Origin of the sequence: Streptomyces sp. RPA4-2, from assembly GCF_012273515.2 — a bacterium.
GTDB classification, from domain to species: Bacteria; Actinomycetota; Actinomycetes; order Streptomycetales; family Streptomycetaceae; genus Streptomyces; species Streptomyces kaempferi.
In genome coordinates, this window is record NZ_CP050975.2 from 5369879 (window position 1) to 5392313 (window position 22435).

A 22435-nucleotide genomic window follows, 5' to 3' on the forward strand; every position below is an offset into this window, starting at 1 on the left:
ACCTCGACCGCACGGACGTTCGTGGGCAACGAGAGAGGGCCTGGGCGGCGGGCGAGCCGTCAGGGCGCGGGAGAGGACTGGCATCCCGCAGTGGGCACTCAGCGCGCGCCGAACTCTTCGTCAGTCGATACGACCTCGCGCCCCAGGGGCATGAGAGAGATCGGAATCATTTTGAGGTTCGCCCAGCCGAAGGGAATCCCGATGATCGACAGGAAGAGCGGGATGCTGGTGACGAGGTGACCAATGGCGAGCCACCACCCTGCGACGATGATCCAGATCACGTTGCCGATCAAGGAGCCCGCTCCGGCGTCCGGCTTCGGTACCGTCGTACGCCCGAAGGGCCAGAGGACGAATCCGGCGATCCGCAGTGAGGCGACGCCGAACGGAATCGTGATGATCAAGACGAAACAGATGAGCGCGGCCACCGTGTAGGCGAGCGCCATCCAGATCCCGCAGAAGATCAACCACAGGATGTTGAGGATCAGGCTGAGGAGTTTCACGATCGCTGCCCCTTCGCGGATGACGCCCGTGCCCGCTGTCACTGGCCAGTATCCGGTGCTCAGCCATGAAGCCGGAACCGCAGAGCCTTTGTGGGAGTGTCGTGAGCGCCGGGAATCGATCCTGTCCGGCATCGCCGACTTCAAGCCCATCCGGGTCTCGCTGCTCCCCGCGGGACGCGAAGTCCTGTGCACGGACCAGCCGCTCGTGGCGCGCCGGCTCCCTCGGCGGCGCGCGTCGACGAGCGCGTCGGCGACCGCCTGGCTCGAGAGCTGTCCGCCACCAGTCCGAGGGCTGCCCGCCTCCCCGCCGGAGGGTTATCCACAGGCTGCCCGAATGTCGGTGGCGCGCTGCATCATGAACCCATGACCGAAATCGAGCAGTTGCTGGCAAGGGTCGGCACGGAGGCCCGCAACACCCGTCCGTGGGGCTGGCCTTCGCTCCCCGAGCCGGTGGACGCGGCGTCGGTCGTCCGCGCCGAGGCCGCCCTGGGCTTCGGGCTGCCACCCCTGCTCGCCGCGCTCTATCTGCGAATAGGGGACGGCGGATTCGGCCCGGAGTACGGCTTGCTGCCGCTGCTCGACGGCGCCCCGTCCGGTGAGCCGGCCGCTGTCCCGCAGTACCTCGCGCACCGCGAGAGCGGACGCAAGGACCCGGACTGGCCGTGGCCGGAGGGCGTCCTGCCGATATCCCACTGGGGCTGCGGGATGTACGCGTGCGTGGACTGCCACAGCCCCAGGGCCACGGTCCTGCTGTTCGAGCCGAACGCCGACGAGGCCGACCACGCGTGGTACGTGGACGCACCCGACCTCGAGGCCTGGCTGCGTATCTGGCTGGAGGGCACCGGCTGGTACGAGGAGTCCAACGACGACGCGGACCTGTCCCCTTGGCCCGACTTCCGCACCCGCACGACGGCGGCACCGGCCTCGTAGCCGTCAGCCCTGCCACGAGCGAGCGGGGCCGCACCGCGTCCCAGCCCCACCCTTTCCCAGCCCTGCCCTTCCTCCGCCCCGAGCCACCACGACCGACACCGACGACCGACAGTCGGCGGTCCGCTCGCGCCCGCGACTACCGCGAAGCCACCCTCTTCCGCACGCCGTACGCGGCCGCGCCGACCCCCAGTACAGCCGCGCCCACGACCACGGAAACCCAGGGCAGGGCGAACGCGAGGGTCACGCATCCGACGAATCCCACGACCGGCACGACCCGCACCACCGGAGTCGGCCTCAATGTCCAGGCGGCCGCGTTGGCCACCGCGTAGTACGCCAGCACACCGAAGGAGGAGAAACCGATCGCACCCCGGACGTCCACCGTCGCGGCCAGCGCCGCCACCACCGCGCCCACGGCCAGCTCCGCCCGGTGCGGCACCTGGAAGCGGGGATGCACGGCGGCCAGGGCGCCCGGCAGATGACGGTCGCGGGCCATGGCCAGCGTCGTCCGTGACACACCCAGAATCAGGGCGAGGAGGGAACCCAGCGCCGCCACGGCCGCACCCACCCGCACCACCGGCACGAGACCCGGCACACCGGCCGCCCGTACCGCGTCGGCGAGTGGCGCCGGAGCCTGCCCGAGGCCGTCCGGCCCCAGCACGGAAAGGACTGAGACCGCGACCGCCGCGTACACCACCAGCGTGATGCCCAGTGCCGTGGGGATCGCGCGCGGAATGGTGCGTGCGGGATCCCGTACCTCCTCCCCGAGCGTGGCGATCCGCGCGTACCCGGCGAAGGCGAAGAACAGCAGCCCTGCCGCCTGGAGCACGCCGCCCACACCGTCGGAGACCCCGACCTGCAGCCGTCCGGCGTCGGAGGCGCCCGAGCCGAGACATACGACCACCACGGAAGCGAGGACCGCGAGGACCACCGCCACGATCGCCCGCGTCAGCCAAGCGGACTTCTGTACGCCGCCGTAGTTCACGGCGGTGAGGGCCACCACGGCCGCGACCGCCACCGCGTGCGCCTGCTCAGGCCAGACGTACGCGCCCACGGTGAGCGCCATCGCCGCACAGGAGGCCGTCTTCCCGACGACGAACGACCAGCCCGCCAGATACCCCCAGAAGGCCCCGAGCCGCTCACGCCCGTACACGTAGGTGCCGCCGGACGCGGGATACAGAGCGGCCAGCCGCGCCGAGGACATCGCGTTGCAGTACGCGACCACGGCGGCGACCGCGAGCCCGAGAAGCAGCCCCGAACCGGCCGCCCGTGCCGCGGGGCCGAGCGCCGCGAAGATCCCCGCTCCGACCATCGCGCCGAGGCCGACGACCACGGCGTCCGTCGTGCCCAGCGTGCGCCGCAGAGAAGAACCGGACTGTGTCATGTGCCGCACCCTATTGATCGTTGCAACCACCCGGCGCCGACCAGGCGTCCTGCCTGGTAACGCGCCACGAACACCGGTATCCACCACCGACTGCTCGAAGTGGAAGGCATGGACATGGCCAGGCCGGAGCAGGAGGACAGCACAGGCACAGCGCGGAGAGGCAGGTTCAGGGCATGAGCATCATCAGCTGGATCATTCTGGGACTGTTGGCCGGAGCCATCGCCAAATTCCTGCTGCCGGGCCGTGACCCGGGCGGTTTCATCGGCACGACCCTCATCGGGGTCACGGGGGCATTCCTGGGCGGCTGGATATCCGCGCGCTGGTTGGACCACCCGGTCAGCAAGCACTTCTACGACGGTGCCACGTGGGCGGCGGCGATCGGCGGCTCGCTCGTCCTGCTGATCCTCTACCGCATCCTGTTCGGCGACTCGCGCCGCTGACCGCGCATCCCTGAGGCCGCGGCCGGCAGACGCGAAGGGTGGGCACTCCGGGCGCCCACCCTTCCTCGTACACACGGTCGCACGCGCCGCAGCGCAACGGACCGACGACTACCGGTAGTTCACGTACTGCAGCGCGAATTCGAAGTCCTTGCCCTTGAGCAGGGCCTGGACGGCCTGCAGGTCGTCACGGCTCTTCGAGGTGACACGCAGCTCGTCACCCTGCACCTGAGCCTTCACGCCCTTCGGGCCCTCATCGCGGATGATCTTTGCCACCTTCTTCGCGTTCTCCTGGGAGATGCCCTCCTCGATCGACGCGAAGATCTTGTACTCCTTGCCGGAGAGCTGCGGCTCACCGGCGTCCAGCGACTTCAGCGAGATGCCGCGCTTGATCAGCTTGGTCTCGAACACGTCGAGGACGGCCTTCACCCGCTCCTCGGAGTTCGCCTCCATGAGGATCTTCTCGCCGGACCAGGAGATGGCGGCACCGACGTTCTTGAAGTCGTAGCGCTGCGAGATCTCCTTGGCGGTCTGGTTGAGGGCGTTGTCGACCTCCTGCCGCTCGACCTTCGAGACGATGTCGAAACTGGAGTCGGCCATGTCCTGTGGCTCCTTGTATCGGGGTGCGTAGGGGCGGCCGTCGAGCCCGGCGTAGGCCCCCGGCCGCATCCGCATAAGCCTAGTCACCCGCTCCCCTTCGAGCGCAGATCAATCGGGTGGCGGAGCACCCCTGGGCATCAGGTATCGTTTACGTCGTTGCCAGAGAGCACCGCCGAAAAGCGGTCTCAGGGCAGCGACCCCGGCGGTGTGCCCGAGCGGCCAAAGGGAGCAGACTGTAAATCTGCCGGCTCAGCCTTCCCAGGTTCGAATCCTGGCGCCGCCACATGAAGGTAAACCCCCTCTGATTTGCGTTGACGCAGATCGGAGGGGGTTTCTTCGTTGTCGGGCCTATGCGCTTGCCGAGGCTGTTCTCGGTACGACGGCTGGGGTGTGCTCCAGGGCTGGGGCAGGGCAGTGACGGGCCGGGGCATGTGGGGGAGGGCGCGCCGGGTGTCGCGAGGGCACACTGATCTCATGTCGTCGCGTCGCAGGAACTGCCCCGAGTGCCGCCGGGAGATCGCCGTTGTCGCCGGACGGTTCGCCCGGCACGATCCGCCGGGCGCGCGCGGAAACGGGGAACTGGTCTCGTGTCCCGGGTCGCGCAGGCAGGCGCAGTTGGGGGCCGCACAGCCGGCCCTGGACGGATACGTCGTCGCGGAGTTCCCCGGTCAGCTCCCGCTGTTCTGAACGGTTCGGTTCCGGCCCCGCGCGGCCGACACCCTGACGGCGACCGGGGACACCGGGACAACCGGGACAGGAGACCAGCTTCCCGTCCCGGTTCCGCGTCCCGGTTCCGCGCCCCGAATCCCTGTCCGAGATCCCCGTCCCGGTTCCGCGGCCCGGATCCCTGTCTCGAAGCCCTGTCCCAGATGCGCGGACGCGGTCAGTTCCCCGCCACCGACTTGACCGACACCGAGACAGGCGTCGAACCGCTGATCAGTTCCAAGGTCAGGCCGGCCGTCGCCGGTGTGTCCACCAGCTCCGCGAGGACGGCCGCGACGTCGTCGCGCGGAACCGTGCCACGGCCGGTCGAGGCCTCCAGGCGTACGAGGCCTGTTCCGGCGTCGTCGATCAGGCCGCCGGGACGCAGGATCGTCCACTCCAGGGCCGTACGGCCGCGTACGTACTCGTCGGCCTCGCCCTTGGCGCGCAGGTACACGTCGAACACGTCGTCGCCCTGATGGGACGGGTCCGCGCCCATGGAGGACACGACCACGTAGCGCCGTACACCCGCCTGCTCCGCCGCGTCCGCGAACAGGACCGCGGCGCCGCGGTCCACCGTGTCCTTGCGGGCCGCGCCGCTGCCCGGCCCCGCGCCCGCCGCGAAGACGGCCGCGTCCGCACCCCGCAGATGCGCGGCGACCTCCTTCACCGAGGCCGATTCCAGATCGCACAGAACCGGTTCGGCACCGGCCGCCCGCAGATCGTCGCCCTGCTCGGCGCGGCGGATGATCCCCGCGACCTCGTCACCGCGTGCGGCGAGCAGGCGCTCCAGCCGCAGCGCGATCTGACCATGACCTCCAGCGATGACAATGCGCATGTTTCCGACCGTACGCCCGGACGCACGCGTTCGCCGCATGACCTGTGGACAACTCACCGGTCACGAGAGTGATCTTGCGAACGAGTGATCGGACGCGGGAGTGGACGGGCCTTTTCCGCTTCTCAACTCTCGTCTCTCGTGTCTCGCGTCCCGATTCCCAACGCACGCCCAGCGGACGGCTTCTGAGGGTCCGGAAGGCCGAGAGCCACTCAAGAGGGATCCCCGTAGCCCTGCCGTGGCAGGTCCAGGCCCACCACCGAGTCGCAGTACTCACGCACAGCGCTGGTCCGCGCCACCACGCGCCCCCGGTGCACCACGATCCGGCTGTACGAGAGCGACAGCGCTCCCGCGAGCCCGTCGCCGCGCACCGCGAGCAACTCGGCCGGGAATCCCGCCTCCACGCGCACCTCGGGCAGCCCGAGCGCGCACCGCGCCCCGGAACTCACGGCGTCGTAGGCGTCCTCGGGGCGCAGCCCGTACCGCGAGGCCAGCAGGTACGCCGTGTCCAGGGGGTCCCCGCGACCCACCGGGTTCGCCACGTCCCGCAGGGCGCCGCCGCCCGCCACGACCCGTACTCCGGCGGCCCGTAACAGCCGTACCGGGGCCGTCCCGCGACGCTCCGAACCCCCGCAGCCGCCCTGCGGCAGGCACACCACGGTGACGCCCGCTGCGGCGAGTTGGTCGGCCGCCAGGGCGGCCGCCTCGGCGTGCAGCCGGCCGAGCCCGGCGCACGGGCTCAGCGTCACCCCGGACCGCAGCCCGCCCGCCATCGCCGCGAGCCGCCCGAGCCGGGCGGGGTCGGTGGCGTCCGTGTGCAGGTCGACCGGGCAGCCGTACTCGGAGGCGAGTTCCAGGACCGCCTCCACGTACCCCGTCGGATCGGGGTCGGCGTCCGGGCAGCCGCCCACCACCGAGGCGCCCATCTTCACGGCGTCCCGCAGCATCGCGAGACCGTCGGCCCCGGCGATCCCGCTGAGTACGCGCGGCATCGCCACCACCGACAGTTCGGTGAGCCCTCGCAGTGCCCGCCGTGCCTGGAGCACCGCGTCCAGTGCGCCGAGCCCCTGTACGTCGCCGACGCGCACGTGCGAGCGCAGCGCCGTCGCCCCGTGCGCGAGCTGCAGCAACGCGGCCTCGGTGGCCCGGCGCTGGACCTCGTGCGGGTCGTACGAGACGGGGCCGTCGCCCTCGGCCGTCAGGGCCGTGTCGCCGTGTGCGTGGGGTTCGGCGGGGGCAGGCAGGAGCAGATGGCCACCGAGGTCCACCTTCGGGGTCCGCGCCCCGGAGGACTCCGTCGCCAGGCTGCCCGCGGTGCCGACCGCCTCGATGCGCCCGCCGCCGAGCCGTACGTCCACGGTCCGGCCGTCGGTGAGCCGCGCTCCGCACAGCAGCAGGGTGGCGGTGTCGGTCCGACCGCAAGGGGAGGACGAGGAGTGGGGCGGCTGCGACTGGCTGTCGGGCATCGCGCTCCTGGGGCTCGGGGGCGACCGCGGGGAGTCGGTTGCGGAGAGTGCTGTTGGGGGACGCTGGAGTGACGGAGAGTAGCCGGTCAAGATCACGCGGTGTGGGTCGAGCCTAGGGTGGCGATCCGTCCTCATCGGGGAGGAGCGCAATAGTCGTACCGGTGTGGTCCGTCGCTCGGGAGAGGGCCCCGGACCTGGGGATGCGTCGTGACGCAGGGGGCGCGAGGTCCGTGTGTCGCGGATGTGGCGCACCGTCCGCGAGGGGCGTGAGGAACGGGTGGGATGCGGGCCGGTGAGCGGTCGGCAAGCGGTGGGGAACAGGCCGGGGCGGGTGCCGCGAAACGGATTTGGGCGATCGGCGGGCGAGCGTGTAATGTCTTCATCGCTCGCCCCAATAGCTCAGTCGGTAGAGCGTCTCCATGGTAAGGAGAAGGTCTACGGTTCGATTCCGTATTGGGGCTCTGGTGTGGGAGGTCCCCGTCGCAAGGCGGGGTCCGATCGCATCACAGCGGTGTAGCTCAGTCGGTAGAGCAAGCGGCTCATAATCGCTGTGTCACCGGTTCAAGTCCGGTCACCGCTACAGACAGTAGCCGATTGTGGGGTCGGTCCTTCGATCGGCTACTCTTCTATGCGTTAAACGTCTTAATGTCCCATCCGTTCGTCAAGGAGCACTCCTGTGGCTGCCACCGACGTCCGCCCGAAGATCACGCTGGCCTGCGTGGAGTGCAAGGAGCGGAACTACATCACCAAGAAGAACCGGCGTAACGACCCGGACCGACTGGAGATGAAGAAGCACTGCCCGCGTTGCAACGCGCACACCGCGCACCGCGAAACGCGATAATTTCAGGCTCGTACACGAGGCCGTCCCCAGTAACGGGGGCGGCCTCGCGTCGTTCACCGGTCGGATGCCGGGCGTGTCGAACGCCCGGCGCCGGCCTCCGGCCAGGCCCGCGTGCCGTAGCGACGGCGCCGGACACCGGCCGGGATCCGCTGCACCGCGGCAGATGCCGCACCGGCTGAAAACCAGGAGGTTCCGGGCCCATGGCGCTCGACCAGTCCTTCGTGGGGCGGTCCTACCCGCCCACCGAGCCCTATGAGGTGGGGCGGGAGAAGATCCGCGAATTCGCGGAGGCCGTGGGGGACACCAACCCGGTGTACACGGACCCGGAAGCCGCCAAGGCGCTCGGGCACGCCGATGTGATCGCCCCCCCGACCTTCGTGTTCGCCATCACCTTCAAGGCCGCGGGGCAGGTCGTCGAGGACCCCCAACTGGGTCTCGACTACAGCCGCGTGGTGCACGGTGACCAGAAGTTCGCCTACACCCGCCCAGTGCGCGCGGGTGACCGGCTCACGGTCACCTCGACCATCGAGGCGATCAAGTCCATGGCCGGCAACGACATCCTGGACATCCGGGGTGAGGTCCACGACGAGACGGGCGAGCACGTGGTGACGGCCATCACCAAACTCGTGGCGCGGGCGGAGGGCTGATCATGGCGGCGAAGATTACCTACGGTGATGTCGAGGTCGGTACGGAGCTGCCGCCCCAGACCTTCCCCGTGACTCGCGCCACACTCGTGCGGTACGCGGGCGCCTCCGGGGACTTCAACCCGATTCACTGGAACGAGAAGTTCGCGGTCGAGGTCGGTCTCCCCGACGTCATCGCGCACGGCATGTTCACCATGGCCGAGGCGATCCGCGTCGTCACCGACTGGGTCGGCGACCCGGGCGCGGTGCTCGAGTACGGGGTGCGGTTCACCAAGCCCGTCGTCGTGCCGAACGACGACAAGGGGGCGACCGTCGAGGTCAGCGCCAAGGTCGCGGCCAAGCTGGACGACAACACCGTCCGCGTCGACCTCACCGCGACGAGCGCGGGCCAGAAGGTCCTGGGCATGTCGCGAGCGGTCGTGCGACTGGCCTGACGGCGGGTCGTGCGGCCGGTTCGGTTTCGGTGGCGGCCCGTGTGTCCAGGCAACCGGCAACCGGCAACCGGCAACCGGCAACCGGCAACCGGCAACCGGCAACCGGCAACCGGCAACCAGTAACCGGCAGCGGTAAGGGGCGTCCGTCCATGGCGGACGCCCCTTACGCGTCCTCACCAGCGCGCCTCACCATGCGGCGCACGGCCCCACCGCTCAGCTCACGGCCCCCACCGCGCAGCCCGGCACGCCCCCGCGCGCCTCACGCCACGCCCCACGAGCCCCTGAGGACACGTTCCGCCCCATTCTCAGAACCCTCTTGACGTAGTTAGTGATTGAGTACTAACTTTCTCGCATGGTCAGGATGAGCGCAGAGGACAGGCGCGAAAGCGTCATCCGCGCGGCGATCGGCGAGTTCGCCCGCGGCGGCTACTACGGCACCTCCACCGAGGCGATCGCCAAGCGTGTGGGCGTCTCGCAGCCGTACCTCTTCCGGCTCTTCCCGGGCAAGAAGGCGATCTTCCTCGCGGCGGCCGAACGCTGCCTCGAGGACATCCGCCGCACCTTCGAGGAGGCCTCCGAGGGGCTGGAGGGCGAGGAGGCCCTGCACTCCATGGCGACCGCGTACACACGGGTCATCGCGGAGCACCCGGAGCGGCTGCTCATGCAGATGCAGACGTACACCGCGGTGGCGGCCGCCGAGGAGGCCGGTGACCGGGAGTTCGGCGAGGCGGTGCGGAGCGGCTGGACGCGACTGTGGGACACGGTCCATCTGCCGCTCGGTGCCGACGTGGGTGAGACGACGAACTTCCTTGCGTACGGGATGCTCATCAACTGCTTCGTGGCCATGGGGTTTCCGGCCGGCCACCGGGTCTGGGAAGGGATCTATCCGGAGGCGCGAGTGGCCGGGCGCGCCGGGGTTTCGGGCGGATAGACGTTCATCGGGAAGGCGGCGGGGCTCGCCTTTTCATGAGCGCGAAAGTTAGTCATCAATAACTAATCAACTCGAGTGAATCACTCTTGGGGGAGCGATGTCACAGCAGACAGCACGGCGCGGGGGAGCTACCTGGGCCCTCGTCATCACCAGCGTCGCCGGATTCATGGCGGCTCTCGACAATCTCGTCGTCACGACCGCGCTGCCCTCCATCCGCAAGGACCTGGGTGGAGCGCTGGACGACCTGGAATGGACCGTGAGCGCGTACACGCTCACCTTCGCCGTCCTGCTGATGTTCGGCGCGGCGCTGGGCGACCGCTTCGGCCGCCGCCGGCTCTTCCTCGTCGGTCTCTCCGTCTTCACCGGCGCCTCCGCGGCCGCGGCCATGGCCCCCGGCATCGACTCGCTGATCGCCGCCCGCGCGGTCCAGGGTGTCGGCGCCGCCATCATGATGCCGCTGACGCTGACCCTGCTGACGGCCGCCGTGCCGGCCGCCAGGCGCGGGATGGCGTACGGGATCTGGGGCGCCGTGAACGGACTCGCGGTCGCTTCCGGGCCCCTCATCGGCGGCAGCCTCACCGAACACGTGTCCTGGCACTGGATCTTCTGGCTGAACGTTCCGCTGGGCCTCGCCCTCCTCCCGCTCGCCCGGCTGCGGCTGGCCGAGTCCCACGGCGCCGGTGCCCGGCTCGACATCCCCGGCACGCTGCTCGCCAGCGGCGGCCTCTTCGGAATCGTCTACGGCCTGGTCCGCGGGCCCGCCGACGGCTGGACCAGCCCGGTCGTACTGACCGGCCTGCTCGCCGGCGCCGCGCTGCTCACCGCCTTCGTCCTGCACGGCATCCGGGCGAAGAACCCGATGCTGCCGATGCGGCTGTTCCGCTCCCGCGCCTTCGCCGGGATCAACGCCGCGAGCCTGCTGATGTTCCTCGGGATGTTCGGCTCGATCTTCCTGCTCAGCCAGTACATGCAGGGCGTCCTCGGCTACTCGCCCACCGAGGCGGGGCTGCGGATGCTGCCCTGGACCGGTATGCCGATGCTCGTCGCGCCGATCGCCGGCTACCTCTCCGACCGCGTCGGCGGGCGCCCCGTGGTCGCCACCGGGCTCTTCCTGCAGGCCGTCGGACTCGCCTACTACGCCGTGGTGGTCGCCGCCGACGTCTCGTACGCCGAGCAGCTGCCCGCCCTGATCATCAGCGGCATCGGGATGTCCCTGTACTTCGCTCCGGCGTCCAACCTGGTCATGTCCAGCGTCCGTCCGCAGGAGCAGGGCATCGCCTCCGGCGCCAACAACGCGCTGCGCGAGGTGGGCGGCGCGCTCGGCATCGCGGTGATGTCGTCGATCTTCTCCGCGCAGGGCGGCTACGAGACCGCGAAGACCTTCGTGGACGGCCTGCGGCCCGCGCTGGTGGTGGGCTCCGCGATGGTCGCCCTGGCGGGAGTCGCGGTGCTGCTCATCCCGTCGGCACGGCGTGCGGCACGGTCCGAGACCGTGGCCGAGGTCCCGGTCCCCGCCCTCACCCCGGCCCCGGCCCTGGAAACCGCCTCCCACTGAACCGCCTGTCCGCAGCCCGTACGACACGAAACGGCCCCGCCTCCCCGGCGGGGCCGTTCGCACGCCGCACGCCGCACGCCGCACGCCGCACGCCGCACGCCGCACGCCGCACGCCGCACAGCGCACAGCGCGCGTACCGCGGGCCGGGAGCCGCCGGCCTTCTCGTAGTCTTGGGCGCGTGCAGGAACTCCACGACGCCCCGCTCGCCCCGTTGACCACCTTCCGGCTCGGGGGGCCCGCGACCCGGCTGATCACCGCCACGACCGACGCCGAGGTGATCGCCGCTGTCCGCGAGGCCGACGACACCGGTACCCCGTTGCTGCTGATCGGCGGCGGATCGAACCTCGTCATCGGCGACAACGGCTTCGCCGGAACCGCTCTGCGCATCGCGACGAGCGGGTTCGCGCTCGACGGGACGAGGCTGGAGCTGGCCGCGGGCGAGGTGTGGAGCGACGCGGTCGCCCGCACCGTCGAGGCCGGACTCGCGGGCGTCGAGTGCCTCGCCGGCATCCCCGGTTCCGCCGGCGCGACCCCGATCCAGAACGTGGGCGCGTACGGCCAGGAAGTGTCGTCGACCATCACCGAAGTGATCGCGTACGACCGGAAGACGCGCGAGACGGTCACCCTCACGAACGCCGACTGCGCCTTCTCCTACCGCCACAGCCGCTTCAAGGCCGACCCGGAGCGTCATGTCGTGCTGCGCGTCCGTTTCGAGCTGGAGGACGCGGCGGGGCTGTCGGCACCGGTCAAGTACGCCGAGACGGCCCGCGCGCTGGGCGTGGAGCCCGGCGACCGCGTGCCCCTCACCGCCGCCCGCGAGACCGTCCTGAAGCTGCGCTCCGGCAAGGGCATGGTGCTCGACCCCGAGGACCACGACACCTGGTCCGCCGGGTCGTTCTTCACCAATCCGATCCTCACGGACGAGGAGTTCGCCGCGTTCCACGCGCGCGTGGCGCAGCGGCTCGGTTCCGGCGCCGTGCCGCCCGCCTACCCGGCGGGCGAAGGACACACCAAGACGTCCGCGGCCTGGCTGATCGACAAGTCCGGATTCACCAAGGGGTACGGCTCCGGGCCCGCCCGGATCTCCACCAAGCACACGCTGGCCCTCACCAACCGCGGCCGGGCCACCACCGAGGACCTCCTCGCGCTGGCCCGGGAGGTCGTCGCCGGGGTGCGTGACGCCTTCGGGATCACCCTGGTCAACGAACCGGTGACGGTCGGCGTGCGCCTCTAGGCCAGGTCGGGCCGAATCGCGTCGGCTCAGTAGGCGATACCCACCCCCTGCTTCACCGTCCCCGTGTCGGTGATCATCGCCAGCATCGCGTGCGCCACGTCGGCGCGCGCGATGAAACGGCCCCCGAGGGGGAAGCTCCCGACCGCCGTCCGGTACGAGCCGGTCACCGGCTTGTTCCGCAGCCGCGGCGGCCGTACGGCCGTCCAGTCGGTGTCGCTCCGGGCCAGTTCGCCCTCCATGCCTCTCAGGTCGGCGTAGACGTCCTTGAGGATCACCGAGATCAGGGCCCGCGCGGCACGGTCGGCGAAAGAGGCGCCCTCGGGGTCGGGACCGACCGGCCCCGCGCTCACCACCAGCAGTCGGCGCACGTCCTCGGCCCGCATCGCACCGAGCACCGTACGGGTCAGCCGGGTCGTGACCCCTGCGTCCTTGCGGCTGCGGGCGCCGAGCCCGGAGAGGACCGCGTCCCGGCCCCGGACCGCGGGGCGCAGCGCCTCCGGGTCGGTGAGGTCCGCGCGGAGGACCTCCAGGCCCGCGCCCGTGACGGACAGCCGCGCCGGATCCCGTACGACGGCCGTGACCTGGTGACCGGAGGCCAGTGCCTGCCGGACGATCTCCTGTCCGATACCGCCGGTCGCACCGAAGACGGTCAGTTTCATGGCGAGTTCCCCTTGGACGAGTTCAATGGGTGCCTTTCCGTATGACCTTCCCGGAGCGGTGTCCGTGAGGCTGCGACCGGCCGAGTACCCACCGGGCGAGGCCACCGTACGGAGCTGGACGCCGGTTTCCAGGCGTGTCCGCGCCGCGGCCGCTTCAGGCGACCGGGGCGGCCAGCCAGTCGTCGATGCCGGCCAGCAGCTTCCCCCTGACGTCCTGGGGCGCCGCCGAGCCCCGCACGGACTGGCGGGCCAGCTCGGCCAGTTCGGCGTCGGTGAAGCCGTGGTGGTGGCGCGCCAGCTCGTACTGGGCGGCGAGCCGCGAGCCGAACAGGAGCGGGTCATCGGCGCCGAGGGCCATCGGGACACCGGCTTCGAAGAGCGTGCGCAGGGGGATGTCCTCCGCCTTCTCGTACACGCCCAGGGCGACGTTCGACGCCGGGCACACCTCGCAGGTGATGCCGCGCTCCGCGAGCCGCGCGAGCAGCCGCGGGTTCTCGGCCGCGCGCACCCCGTGCCCGATCCGGGTGGCGTGCAGGTCGTCCAGGCAGTCGCGGACCGAGGCCGGACCGGCCAGTTCGCCACCGTGCGGCGCGGACAGCAGTCCGCCCTCACGCGCGATCGCGAAGGCCCGGTCGAAGTCGCGCGCCATGCCCCGCCGCTCGTCGTTCGACAGCCCGAAGCCGACGACGCCCCGGTCCGCGTAGCGCACCGCGAGCCGGGCGAGCGTGCGGGCGTCCAGGGGGTGCTTCATACGGTTCGCGGCCACCAGGACCCGCATCCCGATGCCGGTCTCGCGCACGGCCGAGTCCACCGCGTCCAGGATGATCTCCAGCGCCGGGATGAGCCCGCCCAGGCGAGGCGCGTACGAGGTCGGGTCGACCTGGATCTCCAGCCACCCGGAGCCGTCCTTGATGTCCTCCTCGGCGGCCTCGCGCACCAGCCGCCGGATGTCGTCGGGCTCTCTGAGGCAGGACCGTGCCGCGTCGTACAGCCGCTGGAAGCGGAACCAGCCGCGCTCGTCGGTCGCCCGCAGTTTCGGCGGTTCCCCGCCGGTCAGCGCCTCGGTCAGTGCTTCGGGCAGCCGGACGCCGTACTTGTCGGCCAGTTCCAGCAGGGTGGTCGGCCGCATCGAACCGGTGAAGTGCAGGTGCAGATGGGCTTTCGGCAGTTCAGAGAGATCACGTACGCGCTCCATTCCAGGATCCTGCCGCACGTCCGGGTCGTCCCGGTAGCGCTTTCCCCTTTAGTGGTCTTGCTCGCACGAAGAAGCGGGCCGTCTCCCCGGGGGGAAACGGCCCGCACACGCGCGTGGAGCGCGAAAACGCGAAACGTACGACGAGAGGCGTCGGGGACGTCAGTCCTGCGCCTCGGCCAGAAGCTTCTGGATCCGGCTGACGCCCTCGACGAGATCCTCGTCACCCAGGGCGTAGGACAGACGCAGATACCCCGGTGTACCGAAGGCCTCGCCCGGGACGACCGCGACCTCGGCCTCCTCCAGGATGAGCGCGGCCAGCTCCACCGTGTCCTGGGGGCGCCTGCCGCGGATCTCCTTGCCGAGCAGGGCCTTGACCGAGGGGTACGCGTAGAAGGCGCCCTCGGGCTCGGGGCACAGGACGCCCTCGATCTCGTTGAGCATGCGCACGATGGTCTTGCGGCGGCGGTCGAAGGCCTCGCGCATCTCGGCCACGGCCGTCAGGTCGCCGGAGACGGCGGCCAGGGCGGCGACCTGGGCCACGTTGGACACGTTCGAGGTGGCGTGCGACTGGAGGTTGGTCGCGGCCTTGATGACGTCCTTGGGGCCGATGACCCAGCCCACGCGCCAGCCGGTCATGGCGTACGTCTTCGCCACGCCGTTGACGACGATGCACTTGTCGGCGAGCTCGGGCACCACCACGGGCACGGAGTGGAACTCGGCGTCGCCGTAGACCAGGTGCTCGTAGATCTCGTCGGTCAGGACCCACAGGCCCTTGTCGGCGGCCCAGCGGCCGATCTCCTCGACCTGCTCGCGGGTGTAGACCGCGCCCGTCGGGTTGGACGGGGAGACGAAGAGCAGCACCTTGGTGTGCTCGGTGCGGGCGGCCTCCAGCTGCTCGACCGACACGCGGTAGCCGGTGGTCTCGTCGGCGACGACCTCGACCGGGACACCGCCGGCCAGACGGATGGACTCCGGGTAGGTCGTCCAGTAAGGAGCCGGGACGATGACCTCGTCGCCCGGGTCGAGGAGGGCGGCGAAGGCCTCGTAGATGGCCTGCTTGCCGCCGTTGGTCACCAGGACCTGGGCGGCCTCCACCTCGTAGCCGGAGTCGCGCAGGGTCTTGGCGGCGATGGCGGCCTTCAGCTCGGGCAGGCCGCCGGCCGGCGTGTAGCGGTGGTACTTCGGGTTCGAGCAGGCCTCGATGGCGGCCTGGACGATGTAGTCCGGGGTCGGGAAGTCGGGCTCACCGGCGCCGAAGCCGATCACCGGCCGCCCGGCGGCCTTGAGGGCCTTGGCCTTGGCGTCCACGGCGAGAGTGGCGGACTCGGAGATCGCGCCGACTCGGGCGGAGACCCGGCGCTCGGTGGGAGGGGTTGCAGCGCTCATGGGGCCCATCGTTTCAGACCGGAAACGCCCCCGGCACGCGGGTTTCACAGACTGAACAGTGTGAGAACACCAGTCCGGACGCGCGGGGCCCACCCGTCGATCTCCGACGGACAAAGCCCTTACGGACACTTTCTGTTCGACGACCGGCCCCGGACCACGTACACTCTCACCTCGTTGGCCTTCACCGGCCGCACCCACCGTGCGCACAGCGAGCACTCGGGCGGATGCGGTACGTTGGGGGAAATCAAAGGGTCGTAGCTCAATTGGTAGAGCACTGGTCTCCAAAACCAGCGGTTGGGGGTTCAAGTCCCTCCGGCCCTGCTACACACTCCTTCGCCAGGATGTGTGCACGCATGTACGTACTGCAATGCACCGCCGTGCGGCTCAACCGGGCGCGGCACGGCCACGACCCGGAATCAGGTGAGGACGAGTGACGGACGCCGTGGGCTCCATCGACATGCCTGATGCCGAGGCGCCCGAGTCCAAAAAGAAGGCTCGCAAGGGTGGTAAGCGTGCCAAGAAGGGCCCGCTGAAGCGCCTCGCCACCTTCTATCGCCAGATCGTCGCGGAGCTCCGCAAGGTCGTCTGGCCGACTCGCAATCAGCTGACGACGTACACCACAGTGGTGATCGTCTTCGTCGTCATCATGATTGGCCTGGTGACCGTGATTGACTATGGGCTCAACCACGCCGCCAAGTACGTCTTCGGCTGAGCCGAGAGCGAAGGGCGCCGTCACCGGCGCCCCTTTCGCGTGTTCCACCCCCATGTATCCAGGAAGAAGCAGCCACCGTGTCTGACCCGAACCTGAACGACGCCAGCGAGTCGGTCGAGTCCGTTGACGACGAGCTCGACATCGTCGAGGGAGCGGACGTCGTGGACGAGTTCGAGGCTGCCGATGCCGCCGCCGGCGAGCCCGCCGAGGAAACGGCCCTGCACGTCGAGGACGAGTCCGGTGAGGACGTCGAGGACGAGGACGTCCCCGCGGACGCTCTCACCGAGAATGACGAGACCGCCGAGGACGAGCACGCCGAGGACGTCGAGGACGAGGACGCCGATGAGGCGGAGGCCGAGCCGGCCGAGCCCGTCGACCCCGTCGAGGCCCTCCGCGAGGAGCTCCGCACCCTCCCCGGCGAGTGGTACGTCATCCACACCTACGCCGGTTACGAGAACCGCGTGAAGACCAACCTCGAGCAGCGCGCCGTCTCGCTGAACGTCGAGGACTTCATCTTCCAGGCCGAGGTGCCGCAGGAAGAGGTCGCGCAGATCAAGAACGGCGAGCGCAAGACCATTCGCCAGAACAAGCTCCCCGGCTACGTGCTGGTGCGCATGGACCTGACGAACGAGTCCTGGGGCGTCGTCCGTAACACTCCCGGCGTCACCGGCTTCGTGGGCAACGCCTACGACCCGTACCCGCTGACCCTGGACGAGATCGTGAAGATGCTCGCCCCGGAGGCCGAGGAGAAGGCCGCGCGTGAGGCCGCCGAGGCCGAGGGCAAGCCCGCTCCGCAGCGCAAGGTCGAGGTCCAGGTGCTGGACTTCGAGGTCGGCGACTCGGTCACCGTCACCGACGGTCCGTTCGCCACGCTGCAGGCGACCATCAACGAGATCAACGCCGACTCGAAGAAGGTCAAGGGCCTCGTCGAGATCTTCGGCCGCGAGACCCCGGTCGAGCTCTCCTTCGACCAGATCCAGAAGAACTAGCGGCTTCTGGACGTACGTCTTCCGAACAGGTCAGACGGGCTCACGCAGCCCGTCTGACCTGCTCGGTTTTTGGCCCCGCATGGATACCCGTTATCGTTGTGCGGTATGCCTCCATCCGGATGAACCGGACGGAAGCTGAAAACTCTCACTAGGACCCGGAGAGAGCACATGCCTCCCAAGAAGAAGAAGGTCACGGGGCTTATCAAGCTCCAGATCAACGCCGGTGCGGCGAACCCGGCCCCGCCGGTCGGCCCCGCGCTCGGTCAGCACGGCGTCAACATCATGGAGTTCTGCAAGGCCTACAACGCCGCGACCGAGTCGCAGCGTGGCTGGGTGATCCCGGTGGAGATCACGGTCTACGAAGACCGCTCCTTCACCTTCGTCACCAAGACTCCGCCGGCCGCGAAGATGATCCTCAAGGCCGCTGGTGTCGAGAAGGGCTCGGGCGAGCCGCACAAGACCAAGGTCGCCAAGATCACCCAGGCGCAGGTCCGTGAGATCGCCACGACCAAGCTTCCCGACCTGAACGCCAACGACCTGGACGCCGCGTCGAAGATCATCGCCGGCACCGCCCGTTCCATGGGCATCACGGTCGAGGGCTGACGCCCACCTTCGTAGGACACGCGGCGCGAGCCGCACATCGAGAACGACCGTGGCAGGGCCTGCTCGGCCCGCACCACGCCTCCTCAGAACACATCAGGAGCAGTAGTGAGCAAGCGCAGCAAGTCTCTCCGCGCTGCGGACGCCAAGATCGACCGGGAGAAGCTCTACGCCCCGCTCGAGGCCGTCCGTCTCGCCAAGGAGACCTCCACGAGCAAGTTCGACGGCACCGTCGAGGTCGCCTTCCGTCTGGGTGTCGACCCGCGCAAGGCCGACCAGATGGTCCGTGGCACCGTGAACCTCCCGCACGGCACCGGTAAGACCGCCCGGGTCCTGGTCTTCGCGACCGGTGACCGTGCCGAGGCCGCACTCGCCGCGGGCGCCGACATCGTCGGCTCCGACGAGCTCATCGACGAGGTGTCGAAGGGCCGTCTGGACTTCGACGCCGTCGTCGCCACCCCGGACCTCATGGGCAAGGTCGGCCGCCTCGGCCGTGTCCTCGGCCCGCGTGGTCTGATGCCGAACCCGAAGACCGGCACCGTGACCCCGGACGTGGCCAAGGCCGTGACCGAGATCAAGGGCGGCAAGATCGAGTTCCGCGTCGACAAGCACTCGAACCTCCACTTCATCATCGGCAAGACCTCCTTCGAAGAGGCCAAGCTGGTGGAGAACTACGGCGCCGCGCTCGACGAGATCCTTCGTCTGAAGCCGTCGGCCGCCAAGGGTCGCTACATCAAGAAGGCCGCGATCAGCACCACGATCGGCCCCGGCGTTCCCGTCGACCCGAACCGCACCCGCAACCTCCTCGTCGAGGAGGACCCGGCCGCCGTCTGAGCCCTCCGCTCACCCCGGTGACCGCGTCGCATACGCGTTCTTGGTACGGGCCCCGCAACCTTTCGAGGTGCGGGGCCCGTCCCCATTCCTGGACACATATTCAGATACGGGTGTCAGTGGGCTGCGCTAGCGTGCAGCTCTCAGGATCTGCATAGGGGTGGGGACAGATGAAGAGCACGACCGTGCGCCGCGTGACCCTCGCGATCGCTCTGGTGAGCGCGCTGACGACAGTGGCCGCTTGCTCCTCGGGCTCGTCGGGGGGAAGCGGCAAGGACGACAAGGCGGCTCACAAGAGCCCGACCCGCGTCAGCCCCATAGCGGCGCTTCAGTCCGCCGAGAAGTCCACCGACGGCGCGGACTCGGCCAAGGTCGAGTCGACGACGACCATGGGCACGCTGATGTCCATGAAGTCGGACGGCGTCATGGGCTGGGGCGACGGACTCACCGGCGACATGACGATCACCTACACCGGCGGCACGATGGCCGACACCATGCGCAAGGCGGGCGTGACGTCCATGCAGGCCCGCTATCTGTCCGACGCCTACTACGCGAAGATGGGCGAGACCTTCGCCCGGCAGGCCGGCGGCAAGCACTGGATCCGGTACGGGTACGACGACCTGGCGAAGCTCGGGGGCGGCTCCGGAGCCCTCCTCAAGGACCAGATGCAGAACAGCTCGCCGAACCAGTCGGTGAAGCTCCTGCTGGCCTCCGGTGACGTGAAGAAGGTCGGCGAGGAGAAGGTCCGCGGCAAGCAGACCACGCACTACGCGGGCACGGTCGACGTCTCGGACCTCGCCGCGAGGAGCTCGCACCTCTCCGCGGGCCAGCTCGCCGACCTGAAGAAGCAGTTCACGCAGGCCGGCATCACGACGGAGGACGTCGACATCTGGGTCGACGGCGACGACCTGCTGGTCAAGGCCGTCTCCAAGGGCGACCTCTCGACCGGCACGATGTCCTCGACCACGTACTACACCGACTACGGGGTGAAGGTCTCCAGCCAGGCGCCCCCGGCGAGCGACACGGCCGACTTCAAGGACCTGCTGAAGACGCAGGGTGCCGCGGGCTGAGGCCGCCGAGGTTCAAGAAAGCCAAAAGAATTCGGAAGACCACTCGCACCCCCCTGGGCTACGCTCGCATCAAATCTGTGAATCGTTCATGTGTTCCCTGGGGGGATCCTGATGTTTTCTGTGCGTGGTTCCGTGCGTCGTGGCGCTACGGGGGCGGCGCTCGCCGCCCTGGTCCTCGGAGGCGGTGCCGTCGCCTGTGCGAAGAGTGACGAGTCGCCGAAGATGACGCCCGCCGCGGCCGTCGCCGCGGCGGCCAAGAACACCGAGGCCATCACGTCCCTCACCTACCGGATGACCGGCAAGGTCCCGGAGACCGGCCGGGTCGAGGCCGAGGCCGCGATGAGCATGAAGCCGCTGGCCATGAGCATGAAGATGAACGCGCTCGACCAGGGCGCCGACGGCAGGATGGAGATCCGGGTCGTCGACAAGGCGATGTACCTGGGCGGCGGACAGGCCGTGGCCAAGGAGCTGGACGGCAAGAGCTGGATGAAGTTCGACCTCTCCGGTGCGGCCGGAGGCCCCGGCGCAGGCAAGCTGCCGAGCCAGGCCGGCCAGGACCCGTCCCAGGAGTCCACCTACCTGACCGGGTCCAAGGACGTGAAGAAGGTCGGCACCGAGAAGGTCGACGGCGTATCGACCACGCACTACAAGGGCACCGTCACCCTCGACGACCTCCGCGCGAGCCTCAAGGACGAGGACAAGGCGACGCGGGAGAAGCGCGAGAAGAGCCTGAAGCAGTACGAGGACCTGGGCGCCGACAAGCTCACGATGGACATGTGGATCGGACCGGACGACCACACCAAGCAGGTGCGGGTGCGCGCCGCCGCCGACAAGGGCCCGTTCGACGTGACCCTGACCTTCCTGGACTACAACAAGCCGGTGACGGTGAAGGCCCCGCCGGCCAAGGACACCGTCGACCTGGCCGCGATGATGAAGGACGCCCAGGCGGGCTGAACCCGGGCGCTGTCGAGCGGATTTGCTTGACAGTGCGCCCTTCACGTACTGTTCCCCAGAAGCCAAAGACCGCTGGTCGTTGCTTTGCGCTCGCAAGAGGGCAGGGTGGCCGAAGGATCCGCTGAAACTGCGGACGACCCGCGTAGGTGACCGTGGATACGCTCCCGGAGTTCGCTTGCCCAGCTTGCGGACATACCGGTCGAGCTACGCCCCGTGCGCCTGCGCCGGGGCGTTTCGTTTGCCCAGCCCCTTCCGAGCGGTCCTCATCACCCGGAAGGAGGCCGACGCTCTATGGCAAGGCCCGACAAGGCTGCCGCGGTAGCCGAGCTCGCGGACCAGTTCCGCAGCTCGAACGCCGCTGTGCTGACCGAGTACCGGGGTCTCACCGTGGCGCAGCTCAAGACGCTGCGCCGTTCGCTCGGTGAAGACGCCCAGTACGCCGTGGTGAAGAACACGCTGACCAAGATTGCGGCCAACGAGGCCGGGATCTCCACGCTCGACGACCTGTTCAACGGTCCGACGGCGGTCGCCTTCATCACCGGTGACCCGGTGACGTCGGCGAAGGGTCTTCGTGACTTCGCCAAGGACAACCCCAACCTCGTCATCAAGGGCGGTGTCCTTGACGGCAAGGCGCTGTCCGCCGACGAGATCAAGAAGCTTGCGGACCTCGAGTCCCGCGAGGTTCTGCTCGCCAAGCTGGCGGGTGCCTTCAAGGGCAAGCAGACGCAGACTGCTCAGCTCTTCCAGGCGCTTCCCTCGAAGTTCGTCCGCACCGCGGAGGCGCTTCGTGCCAAGCAGGCCGAGCAGGGCGGTGCCGAGTAATTCGGCTCGCGCATTGACCGCCGCCTGAGGCGACGGTCGCAGCGGGCCGAACGTACGCCCGCCTCACCAGTACATCCGGCACCTGCCGAATAAGTGGAAGGACGCCATCATGGCGAAGCTGTCCCAGGAAGAGCTGCTCGCGCAGTTCGAGAACCTCACCCTCATCGAGCTCTCCGAGTTCGTGAAGGCCTTCGAGGAGAAGTTCGACGTCACCGCCGCCGCCGCGGTCGCCGTTGCCGGTCCGGCCGGCCCCGCCGCCGTCGAGGCCGCGGAGGAGCAGGACGAGTTCGACGTCATCCTCACGGGTGCCGGCGAGAAGAAGATCCAGGTCATCAAGGTCGTGCGTGAGCTGACCTCGCTGGGCCTGAAGGAGGCCAAGGACCTCGTCGACGGCGCTCCGAAGCCCGTCCTCGAGAAGGTCGCCAAGGAGGCCGCCGAGAAGGCTGCCGAGTCCCTCAAGGGCGCCGGCGCCTCCGTCGAGGTCAAGTAGTCCCAGGAGCCCGCTGAGGGCTCCCTCGCGAGCTGTCACAGTCGCCCGCGTGGCGCTGTAACGCTGACGCACCGAGGAGCGATCACCCAACTGGGTGGTCGCTCTTCGGCGTTCATGGGGTCCGGCAGCGGCTGCCTTGCACTGTGGTTCGCGACGAGTATGGTGATCTTCGTTGTGCCTCCGGCCGAGCCCGTGACGGGCTGCAAGACGGGCTGCAAGACAGGTTGCACGTGACGA

Annotated in this window: 25 protein-coding genes and 4 tRNA genes; 21 read left to right on the top strand and 8 right to left on the bottom strand. The window is 69.4% G+C overall.

Features of this window, described 5'->3' with window-relative positions:
• Window positions 1-98: 98 nt before the first annotated feature.
• Complete coding sequence (locus HEP85_RS23460) at window positions 99-500, bottom strand: YccF domain-containing protein (RefSeq protein WP_168529592.1); 402 nt, start codon at window positions 498-500, stop codon at window positions 99-101.
• Between the two features lie 363 nt (window positions 501-863).
• On the opposite strand from HEP85_RS23460, the gene HEP85_RS23465 reads away from it, so the two are divergent.
• Window positions 864-1430: an SMI1/KNR4 family protein gene (locus tag HEP85_RS23465; protein ID WP_168529593.1), complete on the top strand. Its 567-nt coding sequence runs from the start codon at window positions 864-866 to the stop codon at window positions 1428-1430.
• Between the two features lie 136 nt (window positions 1431-1566).
• Here the strand turns inward: HEP85_RS23465 and HEP85_RS23470 are convergent, their stop codons facing one another.
• Window positions 1567-2811 carry an APC family permease gene (locus HEP85_RS23470; RefSeq protein WP_168529595.1) on the bottom strand — a complete coding sequence of 415 codons (1245 nt, stop codon included), beginning with the start codon at window positions 2809-2811 and terminating at the stop codon, window positions 1567-1569.
• 173 nt (window positions 2812-2984) lie between these two features.
• Between HEP85_RS23470 and HEP85_RS23475 the strand changes: the two genes are divergently transcribed.
• Window positions 2985-3251, top strand: a complete 267-nt coding sequence (locus HEP85_RS23475; protein ID WP_153289150.1) for a GlsB/YeaQ/YmgE family stress response membrane protein — start codon at window positions 2985-2987, stop codon at window positions 3249-3251.
• A gap of 108 nt (window positions 3252-3359) precedes the next feature.
• Here HEP85_RS23475 and HEP85_RS23480 read toward each other — a convergent pair whose 3' ends face one another.
• The gene (locus tag HEP85_RS23480) at window positions 3360-3848 is read right to left on the bottom strand and encodes a YajQ family cyclic di-GMP-binding protein (RefSeq protein WP_168529597.1); all 489 of its coding nucleotides are present in this window, start codon (window positions 3846-3848) and stop codon (window positions 3360-3362) included.
• Window positions 3849-4049: 201 nt separating this feature from the next.
• On the opposite strand from HEP85_RS23480, the gene HEP85_RS23485 reads away from it, so the two are divergent.
• Window positions 4050-4131: transfer RNA gene (locus tag HEP85_RS23485), tRNA-Tyr, on the top strand.
• Between the two features lie 191 nt (window positions 4132-4322).
• Entirely contained in the window at window positions 4323-4535 is a 213-nt protein-coding gene (locus HEP85_RS23490; RefSeq protein ID WP_168529599.1) for a hypothetical protein, read from the top strand.
• Between the two features lie 196 nt (window positions 4536-4731).
• On the opposite strand, the gene HEP85_RS23495 is transcribed toward HEP85_RS23490, so the two are convergent.
• Window positions 4732-5388, bottom strand: a complete 657-nt coding sequence (locus HEP85_RS23495) for an SDR family oxidoreductase (protein WP_168529601.1) — start codon at window positions 5386-5388, stop codon at window positions 4732-4734.
• Between the two features lie 209 nt (window positions 5389-5597).
• Window positions 5598-6851 (bottom strand): amidohydrolase family protein, encoded by a 1254-nt coding sequence (locus tag HEP85_RS23500; protein WP_329289694.1) that lies wholly within the window; start codon window positions 6849-6851, stop codon window positions 5598-5600.
• 388 nt (window positions 6852-7239) lie between these two features.
• Between HEP85_RS23500 and HEP85_RS23505 the strand changes: the two genes are divergently transcribed.
• From HEP85_RS23505 to HEP85_RS23540, 8 genes are all read left to right on the top strand, one after another.
• Window positions 7240-7312 (top strand) — tRNA-Thr (locus HEP85_RS23505).
• A 46-nt stretch (window positions 7313-7358) separates the two neighbouring features.
• Window positions 7359-7431: transfer RNA gene (locus HEP85_RS23510), tRNA-Met, on the top strand.
• Window positions 7432-7527: 96 nt separating this feature from the next.
• Entirely contained in the window at window positions 7528-7692 is a 165-nt protein-coding gene (gene rpmG / locus HEP85_RS23515) for a 50S ribosomal protein L33 (protein WP_004571794.1), read from the top strand.
• Between the two features lie 200 nt (window positions 7693-7892).
• Window positions 7893-8339, top strand: a complete 447-nt coding sequence (locus HEP85_RS23520) for a MaoC family dehydratase N-terminal domain-containing protein (protein WP_168529603.1) — start codon at window positions 7893-7895, stop codon at window positions 8337-8339.
• 2 nt (window positions 8340-8341) lie between these two features.
• Entirely contained in the window at window positions 8342-8770 is a 429-nt protein-coding gene (locus tag HEP85_RS23525) for a MaoC family dehydratase (protein ID WP_168529605.1), read from the top strand.
• A 352-nt stretch (window positions 8771-9122) separates the two neighbouring features.
• The gene (locus HEP85_RS23530; protein ID WP_211118046.1) at window positions 9123-9701 is read left to right on the top strand and encodes a TetR/AcrR family transcriptional regulator; all 579 of its coding nucleotides are present in this window, start codon (window positions 9123-9125) and stop codon (window positions 9699-9701) included.
• A 97-nt stretch (window positions 9702-9798) separates the two neighbouring features.
• Window positions 9799-11256, top strand: coding sequence for a DHA2 family efflux MFS transporter permease subunit (locus HEP85_RS23535; RefSeq protein ID WP_248002047.1), 1458 nt, complete (start codon window positions 9799-9801; stop codon window positions 11254-11256).
• A gap of 178 nt (window positions 11257-11434) precedes the next feature.
• Entirely contained in the window at window positions 11435-12490 is a 1056-nt protein-coding gene (locus tag HEP85_RS23540) for a UDP-N-acetylmuramate dehydrogenase (RefSeq protein ID WP_168529609.1), read from the top strand.
• A gap of 26 nt (window positions 12491-12516) precedes the next feature.
• Here HEP85_RS23540 and HEP85_RS23545 read toward each other — a convergent pair whose 3' ends face one another.
• The 3 genes from HEP85_RS23545 to HEP85_RS23555 all read right to left on the bottom strand — a co-directional run bounded on the left by HEP85_RS23545 (window position 12517) and on the right by HEP85_RS23555 (window position 15730).
• Complete coding sequence (locus tag HEP85_RS23545; protein ID WP_168529611.1) at window positions 12517-13149, bottom strand: NAD(P)-dependent oxidoreductase; 633 nt, start codon at window positions 13147-13149, stop codon at window positions 12517-12519.
• A 154-nt stretch (window positions 13150-13303) separates the two neighbouring features.
• Window positions 13304-14344: an adenosine deaminase gene (locus tag HEP85_RS23550; protein WP_168529613.1), complete on the bottom strand. Its 1041-nt coding sequence runs from the start codon at window positions 14342-14344 to the stop codon at window positions 13304-13306.
• Between the two features lie 159 nt (window positions 14345-14503).
• On the bottom strand, window positions 14504-15730 hold the full coding sequence (locus HEP85_RS23555; RefSeq protein WP_168529615.1) for a pyridoxal phosphate-dependent aminotransferase: 1227 nt from the start codon (window positions 15728-15730) through the stop codon (window positions 14504-14506).
• Between the two features lie 248 nt (window positions 15731-15978).
• On the opposite strand from HEP85_RS23555, the gene HEP85_RS23560 reads away from it, so the two are divergent.
• The 9 genes from HEP85_RS23560 to rplL all read left to right on the top strand — a co-directional run bounded on the left by HEP85_RS23560 (window position 15979) and on the right by rplL (window position 22198).
• A tRNA-Trp gene (locus HEP85_RS23560) sits at window positions 15979-16051 on the top strand.
• Window positions 16052-16160: 109 nt separating this feature from the next.
• A complete protein-coding gene (secE, locus tag HEP85_RS23565) occupies window positions 16161-16442 on the top strand; it encodes a preprotein translocase subunit SecE (protein ID WP_153289137.1) in 282 nt (93 codons plus the stop codon).
• Between the two features lie 77 nt (window positions 16443-16519).
• Window positions 16520-17431 carry a transcription termination/antitermination protein NusG gene (gene nusG, locus HEP85_RS23570; RefSeq protein ID WP_168529617.1) on the top strand — a complete coding sequence of 304 codons (912 nt, stop codon included), beginning with the start codon at window positions 16520-16522 and terminating at the stop codon, window positions 17429-17431.
• Between the two features lie 168 nt (window positions 17432-17599).
• Complete coding sequence (gene rplK, locus HEP85_RS23575) at window positions 17600-18034, top strand: 50S ribosomal protein L11 (protein ID WP_019072313.1); 435 nt, start codon at window positions 17600-17602, stop codon at window positions 18032-18034.
• A 105-nt stretch (window positions 18035-18139) separates the two neighbouring features.
• On the top strand, window positions 18140-18865 hold the full coding sequence (gene rplA, locus HEP85_RS23580) for a 50S ribosomal protein L1 (protein WP_067367164.1): 726 nt from the start codon (window positions 18140-18142) through the stop codon (window positions 18863-18865).
• Between the two features lie 167 nt (window positions 18866-19032).
• Window positions 19033-19932: a hypothetical protein gene (locus HEP85_RS23585; protein ID WP_168529619.1), complete on the top strand. Its 900-nt coding sequence runs from the start codon at window positions 19033-19035 to the stop codon at window positions 19930-19932.
• 120 nt (window positions 19933-20052) lie between these two features.
• Window positions 20053-20886, top strand: coding sequence for a DUF1396 domain-containing protein (locus HEP85_RS23590; RefSeq protein ID WP_168533940.1), 834 nt, complete (start codon window positions 20053-20055; stop codon window positions 20884-20886).
• Window positions 20887-21177: 291 nt separating this feature from the next.
• Window positions 21178-21708 carry a 50S ribosomal protein L10 gene (rplJ, locus tag HEP85_RS23595; protein WP_164373166.1) on the top strand — a complete coding sequence of 177 codons (531 nt, stop codon included), beginning with the start codon at window positions 21178-21180 and terminating at the stop codon, window positions 21706-21708.
• A gap of 109 nt (window positions 21709-21817) precedes the next feature.
• Window positions 21818-22198, top strand: coding sequence for a 50S ribosomal protein L7/L12 (gene rplL / locus HEP85_RS23600; protein WP_168529621.1), 381 nt, complete (start codon window positions 21818-21820; stop codon window positions 22196-22198).
• Window positions 22199-22435 lie beyond the last annotated feature (237 nt).

Bases quoted from the DNA above. Each gene is read 5' to 3' on its own strand.
- HEP85_RS23525 (WP_168529605.1), top strand. From the start codon at position 8,342: ATGGCGGCGAAGATTACCTACGGTGATGTCGAGGTCGGTACGGAGCTG.
- rplK (WP_019072313.1), top strand. From the start codon at position 17,600: ATGCCTCCCAAGAAGAAGAAGGTCACGGGGCTTATCAAGCTCCAGATC.
- HEP85_RS23550 (WP_168529613.1), bottom strand. From the start codon at position 14,344: ATGGAGCGCGTACGTGATCTCTCTGAACTGCCGAAAGCCCATCTGCAC.
- HEP85_RS23500 (WP_329289694.1), bottom strand. From the start codon at position 6,851: ATGCCCGACAGCCAGTCGCAGCCGCCCCACTCCTCGTCCTCCCCTTGC.
- HEP85_RS23470 (WP_168529595.1), bottom strand. From the start codon at position 2,811: ATGACACAGTCCGGTTCTTCTCTGCGGCGCACGCTGGGCACGACGGAC.
- rplJ (WP_164373166.1), top strand. From the start codon at position 21,178: ATGGCAAGGCCCGACAAGGCTGCCGCGGTAGCCGAGCTCGCGGACCAG.
- HEP85_RS23495 (WP_168529601.1), bottom strand. From the start codon at position 5,388: ATGCGCATTGTCATCGCTGGAGGTCATGGTCAGATCGCGCTGCGGCTG.
- HEP85_RS23480 (WP_168529597.1), bottom strand. From the start codon at position 3,848: ATGGCCGACTCCAGTTTCGACATCGTCTCGAAGGTCGAGCGGCAGGAG.
- HEP85_RS23545 (WP_168529611.1), bottom strand. From the start codon at position 13,149: ATGAAACTGACCGTCTTCGGTGCGACCGGCGGTATCGGACAGGAGATC.
- HEP85_RS23475 (WP_153289150.1), top strand. From the start codon at position 2,985: ATGAGCATCATCAGCTGGATCATTCTGGGACTGTTGGCCGGAGCCATC.
- HEP85_RS23520 (WP_168529603.1), top strand. From the start codon at position 7,893: ATGGCGCTCGACCAGTCCTTCGTGGGGCGGTCCTACCCGCCCACCGAG.
- HEP85_RS23465 (WP_168529593.1), top strand. From the start codon at position 864: ATGACCGAAATCGAGCAGTTGCTGGCAAGGGTCGGCACGGAGGCCCGC.
- HEP85_RS23585 (WP_168529619.1), top strand. From the start codon at position 19,033: ATGAAGAGCACGACCGTGCGCCGCGTGACCCTCGCGATCGCTCTGGTG.
- rplL (WP_168529621.1), top strand. From the start codon at position 21,818: ATGGCGAAGCTGTCCCAGGAAGAGCTGCTCGCGCAGTTCGAGAACCTC.
- HEP85_RS23490 (WP_168529599.1), top strand. From the start codon at position 4,323: ATGTCGTCGCGTCGCAGGAACTGCCCCGAGTGCCGCCGGGAGATCGCC.
- HEP85_RS23555 (WP_168529615.1), bottom strand. From the start codon at position 15,730: ATGAGCGCTGCAACCCCTCCCACCGAGCGCCGGGTCTCCGCCCGAGTC.
- HEP85_RS23535 (WP_248002047.1), top strand. From the start codon at position 9,799: ATGTCACAGCAGACAGCACGGCGCGGGGGAGCTACCTGGGCCCTCGTC.
- HEP85_RS23530 (WP_211118046.1), top strand. From the start codon at position 9,123: ATGGTCAGGATGAGCGCAGAGGACAGGCGCGAAAGCGTCATCCGCGCG.